Genomic DNA, 7,054 nt, shown 5'->3' with positions numbered 1-7,054 from the left:
GTCCAACTTTTGGGGTTCACTTCAGCGTGGGGGGTGGCGGAATAATAGACGAAAGACGATAGGTTTTTCATTTTATCTTTCGTCTATCGTCTATAGCGAAGCCGAAGGCGAAGCGTTCTTTCGTCTAGTATGAAGCCAGGGGGAGACTTCCCCCATCAAAACAAAAAAAGAAACCGCCTTGGGCTGCGGTCTCGTTTAGAGCGGGAAAAGGGTTTGTTGCCAATCAGACACCGCTACGCGGCTGATTGTCAACCCTACGGGCTCGATGCTCGTGGGACTCGCATCAAGCTCAAAAAGTGCCTATTACATGGTCACTTCGTGCCCACGGCACTTTTGTGCCGAACCCTCTTCGATGCTTCTCGCCACCTTTTTCTCCCGCGCATAAAAAAAGAAAACCACCCTTGAGGTGGTTTTTCTTTTTTTAGAGCGGGAAAAGGGTCTCGAACCCTCGACATCGACCTTGGGAAGGTCGCGCTCTACCAACTGAGCTACTCCCGCGAGTGTTCCAAATTTAACAAAAAAAGCCTTTTTGTAAAGGGATTTGCGTTTTTTGCATCGCTTTTCGGGCCCGTTGTGTTTGCATAAACGCTTTTGGGGCGACCTGGCAGCATTTCGGGGCGAATCGCAGCCCGATAATATATTTTCATATCCGGTGTATGGGGGTGTTGTACCTTTATGTTTGGTAAGACTATGTTCGAAAAATTGATGCTGGGCGCTGCGCTGGTCGCGGCGGGTGCGGGCCTCTCGCAGGCCGAAAACTACAACTGGGGCAATGTCCGCTTCGATGGCGGTGGCTTCGTGTCGGCGGTGATCTTCCACCCGAAGGCCGAAAATGTGCTCTATGCGCGTACCGACGTGGGCGGCATCTACCGCTTCGATTTCGAGAACAAGAGGTGGATCCCGCTGATGGACTGGATCTCGGAGAATGACAAGGGCCTCTATGGTACCGAGGCGTTCGCACTCGACCCGACGGACCCGAAACGCATCTACGTGCTCGCGGGTACGGGATACTTTAGCCAGGGCCGGACTGCCGTGCTCCGGAGCGAGGACTACGGTGCCACCTGGGACACGAGCTACGTGGAAATGCTCGCCCACGGCAACGGCATGGGCCGCCAGACCGGCGAAAAGCTCGCGGTGGACCCGAACAAGCCGAACATTATCTTCTGCGGGAGCCGCACGAAGGGCCTCTACAAGAGTACCGACTACGGCAAGACGTGGACGAGCGCCTACAAGGTCGCGCTTTCCGATGCGAAGGAATCGAGCCTGAACGGTGTGAACGGAATCAGCTTCGTGATGTTCGACGAATCGCAGGGCAAGAACGCCGACGGCTCGACCAAGACAATCTATATCGGTATTTCTGACACGAAAGACAACCTGCAGGTGAGTAACGACGGCGGTGCTACGTGGAAGACTGTTTCGGGAGTACCTACCGGCCTGATGCCCCACCGCGCGAAGATTGTCGATGGCGACATGTTCATCACTTTTGCCGACGGCCCGGGCCCGCATAGCATTAACAGCGGAGCCTTCTACAAGTACAACATCGCGGGTGGCACCTGGACCGATCTCACCCCGAGCGATTCGGTGGAGCACGAAGGGAGCACTACCAAGAGTTACGAAAAAGACAAGAGTTCCTACGGCGGTGTCGCGATTGACCCGAAGGACAAGAACCACATCGTGATTTCGACGCTGGGCAAGTATACCGGTCGCCACCTTGCGAAGGATGCTGCGGGCAACGAACGCGACAACTACGGCGACCGCATCTACACGACCACGGATGGCGGCAAGACGTGGAATCACGGCCAGCATTACGGCGACGGCATCAACATCGACGCGAACGGCACGGACTGGATTCCGGGCAACGCCATCCACTGGGCGGGTTCGCTCGAGATTAACCCGTTCGACAACAAGCAGGCATGGGTCACGAGCGGCAATGGCATATTCATGACCGACGACATCACCGCGAAGGTGCCCGTGTGGAAGTTCATGTCCCGCGGCATCGAGGAGACCGTCCCGCTCGATATCGTGAGTATTCCGGGCGGCCCGCTGGTGACCGCGATTGGCGACTACGACGGCGCCGTCTATACCGATATCAATGCGAGCGCCCAGAGGCACACGCCGACGGTCGGCTCCACCGAGACGATGGCCTTCGCGCCGCTCAGCGGTAGCCTGCTGCGCACGGGCGTGATTACGGTCTACGGCCAGTACGAGAGCATCAACTACAACGTGATGTACCGCAGCGACGACATGGGCAAGACATGGGACAGCGTGAAGACTACGCTCAAGGGCCCGAAGGGTATGGTGGTGCTCTCCGCCGACGGCAAGGTGATGCTGCACCGGCCCGAGATGGGCTCGACCACGTACCGCTCCGCCGATAACGGCGCGACCTGGACCGCGGTGGAACTCGACGGCGGGCAGACGCAGAATTCCCGCATTGTTGCGGACCCCGTGAATCCGGATGTGTTCTACGTGATGGATGCGCAGGCGAACCTGTACCGCTCCGATGACGGCGGCAAGAGCTTCGCGAAATACGGTGCGCGCCTGCAGAACGATGCCACGGGCGAATACTACAACGGTGGCGGCCTTATCCGCACGGTGCCGGGCAGGGAAGGCCACGTGTGGGTCCCGATGGACCAGGCGCAGATGTGGCTCCCGAAGGGCTTCAGCGAGAACGGGCTTGCCTACAGCGAGAACGGCGGCAAGGACTGGACGCGCTGCGAAGGTGCAAAGACTGCCATTGCGGTGGGTATCGGCAAGGCCAAGGAAGGAGCCGACTACGAGACGATATTTATCTGGGGTGCCGCGAAGGAAGGCGACCCGATTGGAATCTACCGCAGTACCGACAAGTGCAAGACGTTCGAACGCATCAACGACGACAAGCACCAGTTCGGCGGCCCGGGTAACGGGAACTTTGTGCAGGGCGACATGAACAACTTCGGCGTGGTGTACATGAGCACCGTGGGCCGCGGTACGATTGTCGGCGCTCCCGAAGGTACGGATATTGTTTTGGGAAACAGACAGATTGCCTTGCCTGTATCGCCCCGCCTGCATCAGGAGAAGCGTACGCTCCATGTGACGGCGCCGATGGACGGTATGCTTGCCCTATTCTCCGTGAACGGCAAGACGCTCCTCACGGAATCGGTTCATGGCAACGCCTCCGTATCGCTTGAATCGATCCCCGCCGGCCGCTACGTGGCGAAACTGCTCAATTCTACGGGTAAACCTCTTGCAGTCAAGTTGCTCCAAATAAAGTAAATCTATATTTGGGCGCATGAAATGCAAGAAAATTCTTCCCGTATTTGTTTTTTCCGCATTGCTGTTCGCAGCATGCGGTGACGACAGCTCTTCCGCTTCTGCGGACCCTTCTGCTGAAGAATCCTCTTCCTCCGTGGAAGAAGGCGATGACTCTTCCTCTTCTGAAAAGGGCGATGCCAAGTCTTCGTCTTCAGCTAAGGAAGATTCCAAGTCGTCTTCTAGCGTGAGCGAAGAAAAGTCCTCTTCGAGCGAGTCTCCGAAGTCTTCGTCTTCTGAAGTATCTTCATCTTCGATAGTGCTTCCGGAAGGTACTCACGCTGCGAAACTCACCGATTTACAGAAAAACCACGAACTCAAGCTGTTCGACCAGACAGTCTACCTGTCGACCGGCAGCAAGCAGGGCGTTCTGGCTCTTCGCATTCCGGACGAATTGTGGGTGGCTACCTATACGGATTTTGCCGATGGCGTGGTGAGTTTTGAAGCGGGCAATAGCGGCGTACAGTATCGCGAAACCGATGCTGCCAATAAGATTGTGGAAAAGGTGAACAAGGGCTTCAAGATGTCGTTCGTCGTCAAAGAAGCCGACAATGCCGATGAAGACGACACAATTCTGTACTCTGTAGACGGTGGCGATTACAGCGAAGCCATCAAGGCCAGCGTCGCTGTCCAGAAGAGCAAGGTCTCCAAGGCCGAAGCGATTCAGAACAAGATTTATGAATGCTCTGACGGCGATTCTACGAAAATTTTTAAATTCCTCGATAGTTCGTACGCCTATGAAACTTCGGTCGACAACAATGTGGTGAACAAGCATGAAGGTCACTACGATATCCAGCGTTCCACGTTGCTGATGCTCCCGTTACGCGAAGAGGATGCATCGCTTTCGATGTTCATCTATTCTGTGGGTACCGACAGCACGATTACCTCACAGGCGGGCGAGTCCATGGACTGCACAGTTAAGGATATCGAGTAAGCCTAGTGGAATCGCGTTCCCAATACGGGATGAAACTCTAGAAAATGAAAAGACCTGCTTGTGAGCAGGCCTTTTTTGTACTTTCGCAGCGCTCAAGCGCCAATTGAATTACAGCTTCATATCGCTCAGGCGCGTGTGTTCCACAGCATCGAATTGTACTTTCGCTACGCTCAAGTACCAAATGCTAGGCTCGGTCATATCCATGCAAGCATGGCTGCGACTCTCGCCTTACGCATTTGTCGTCCTGAATTTATAACTTTATATCACTTAATCTTGTTTTATCTACTTGTTCGAATTCTTCGATGATCTCTTTGCTCGGGGCCTTGGTGCAGAGGCTCACGATGACGATGGTGGCGAAGCTAAGCACGAATCCGGGAACGAGCTCGTAAATCTGGAAGATTTCGGCGGAGAATCCGGAGAGGTAGAACTTCCACACGAATGCGGTAATACCGCCCACGAGCATGCCTGCGATGGCGCCCGGAAGCGTGGTACGCTTCCAGAACAGGGCAAGGAGCATAATCGGACCGAAGCAGGCGCCAAATCCGCCCCAGGCAAAGCTCACGAGACTCATCACCACGTCGAGGAAGCTCTTGCCCTGTGCAGCGCCGTTGGCGCTGGGCGCCCCCTGCATGGCGACGATGACCGCGATAACCGTAATCGCCACGACCACGCCGCGGCTCACCCACATGACTTCCTTGTTGCTCGCGTTCTTGCGGAACAGGTGCTTGTAGAGGTCGTTACTGAATGCAGAAGCGGAAACCAGCAATTGCGAGTCGGCGGTGCTCATGATGGCGGCGAGGATGGCGGCCATGAGGATGGCGGCGACAGCCGGGTGGCAGAGCGTCTGGCACAAAATCATGAAGATGCGTTCGGGGTCGGCGACGGTGATGCCGTTCGCTTCCACGTAATAGCGACCGAGAATGGCAATCATGATGGCGGCACCGAGGCAGATGGAAACCCAGGTCATGGCGACGCGGCGGGAGAACTTGATGTCTTCGGCGTTCTTGATGCTCATGAAGCGTACCAGGATGTGCGGCATGCCAAAATAGCCGAGACCCCACGCGAGGCTAGAAATCAACGCAATCAGGCCGATAGACTTGCCGGTGGTAGCGTTCGTGAACAGGCTCATCAGGTAGGGATTCTGCGCGTTCACGGCATCCATGGTGGCCGCAAAACCGCCCGAGCCGGCCATGATAATCGAGGGAATGGCGACGACGGCAATGAGCATCATGGTCGCCTGGATAAAGTCCGTCCAGCACACGGCAAAGAAGCCGCCCATGAAGGTGTAACTCACCACGACGACCGCACCGATGATAAGGCCCGTGGTGTAGTCCATGCCGAAGATGGTGCCGAAGAGTTTCGCGCTAGCCACAAAGCCCGAAACCGTGTAGAACAGGAAGAACGCGAGGATGAAAATCGAGGCGATAACGCGGATGATACCCTTGTTGTCGCGGAAGCGGTTCGCAAAGAAGTCGGGTAGCGTGATGGAGTCGCCGCAGAAGTGGCTGTACTTGCGGAGCCTGCGGCCCACGATTTTCCAGTTGAGGTACGTGCCAATGACGAGGCCGATGCCGATCCACGCTTCGGAGAAACCGCTCACGAAGATGGCGCCCGGAAGGCCCATCAAAAGCCAGCCGCTCATGTCGGAGGCCTGTGCGGACATGGCCACGACCCACTTGTTCATGCCGCGGTTGCCCAGGTAGTAGGCGTTCAGGCTGTTCGCCTTCTTGGAAAAGTAGAATCCGATACCGAGCATCATCAGCAGGTACAGGATAAATACGGTAATGACCATTTGGTGAATCTCCTTTTTTCGAATACTTGTTTATTGAAATATAACTATACGGACTACTTTTCCGTCCAGAGCCAGGTGCTCAGATAACGCTCGCCGGTGTCGGGGAGGAGTGCCACGATTCTCTTGCCCTTGAATTCGGGGCGTTTTGCCACCGTGAGGGCGCATTCCAAAGCGGCACCCGACGAAATCCCGACGAAGATGCCTTCTTCGCTTGCTGCCGCTCGGGCCGCGTTCCCGGCCTTCTCCGTGCTGGTGAGGTACACCTCGTCGACCACCTTCGGGTCATAGATTTTCGGGATAAAGTTCGCTCCGATTCCCTGTATCTTGTGCGGACCCGCAACACCCTTGCTAATCATCGGGGAGTCATCGGGTTCAATCGCAATCACGTAGACGTTCGGGTTCTTTTCCTTGAGGTACTTCGCCGTGCCGCTTACGGTGCCGCCCGTGCCCGCCGTCGCGATAAACACGTCCACGTTGCCCTCGGTATCGTTCCAGATTTCGGGACCCGTCGTGAGGTAGTGCGCTTCCGGGTTTGCCGGATTCTCGAACTGCTGCGGGATAAAGCTTCCCGGGTTCTGCGCCGCAATCTCATTCGCCTTCTCGATGCAGCCGGCCATGCCCTTCGCGCCTTCGGTCAATACGACCTCGGCCCCAAGCGCCTTCAAGAGCAGCCTGCGTTCCATGCTCATGGAATCGGGCATCGTGAGCACCACCTTGTAGCCCTTCACCGCACCCACGTAGGCAAGGCCCACGCCCGTATTGCCGCTGGTCGGTTCGATGATGAGCGCCCCCGGCTTGAGCTTGCCTTCCTTTTCGGCACGTTCGATCATGTTGAAAGCCACGCGGTCCTTCGCGCTGCCGAGCGGGTTGAAACTTTCGAGTTTTACGTAGACTTCGGCCTCGCCCTTGTTCAGCTTGTTGATGCGTACGAGCGGCGTGTTGCCGATGGTTTCGAGAATGCTGTTGTAGATTGCCATAAAAAAACTCCGTCGCGACAGGTGCCGCAACGGATAACAATCTAGTATTATTTTTTAGAGAGA

4 protein-coding genes and 1 tRNA gene are annotated in these 7,054 nt (G+C 56.1%); 2 read left to right on the top strand and 3 right to left on the bottom strand.

From position 1 onward, the window contains the following. Positions 1-425 precede the first annotated feature (425 nt). Positions 426-498, bottom strand: a tRNA-Gly gene (locus tag B3M32_RS11435). Between the two features lie 177 nt (positions 499-675). Here B3M32_RS11435 and B3M32_RS11430 point away from each other — a divergent pair. Both B3M32_RS11430 and B3M32_RS11425 read left to right on the top strand, forming a co-directional pair. Then, positions 676-3,252 carry a WD40/YVTN/BNR-like repeat-containing protein gene (locus B3M32_RS11430; protein WP_290747004.1) on the top strand — a complete coding sequence of 859 codons (2,577 nt, stop codon included), beginning with the start codon at positions 676-678 and terminating at the stop codon, positions 3,250-3,252. A 16-nt stretch (positions 3,253-3,268) separates the two neighbouring features. Next, positions 3,269-4,222, top strand: coding sequence for a hypothetical protein (locus B3M32_RS11425; protein WP_290747002.1), 954 nt, complete (start codon positions 3,269-3,271; stop codon positions 4,220-4,222). Positions 4,223-4,472: 250 nt separating this feature from the next. On the opposite strand, the gene putP is transcribed toward B3M32_RS11425, so the two are convergent. Further along, on the bottom strand, positions 4,473-6,014 hold the full coding sequence (putP, locus tag B3M32_RS11420; RefSeq protein ID WP_290746999.1) for a sodium/proline symporter PutP: 1,542 nt from the start codon (positions 6,012-6,014) through the stop codon (positions 4,473-4,475). Between the two features lie 53 nt (positions 6,015-6,067). Next, positions 6,068-6,991 carry a cysteine synthase A gene (cysK, locus tag B3M32_RS11415; protein WP_290746996.1) on the bottom strand — a complete coding sequence of 308 codons (924 nt, stop codon included), beginning with the start codon at positions 6,989-6,991 and terminating at the stop codon, positions 6,068-6,070. Between the last annotated feature and the right edge of the window lie 63 nt (positions 6,992-7,054).

The sequence above is a fragment of the Fibrobacter sp. UBA4309 genome (genome assembly GCF_002395745.1).
Lineage (GTDB): Bacteria > Fibrobacterota > Fibrobacteria > Fibrobacterales > Fibrobacteraceae > Fibrobacter.
This window is presented reverse-complemented; position numbering and strand designations above follow the sequence as displayed.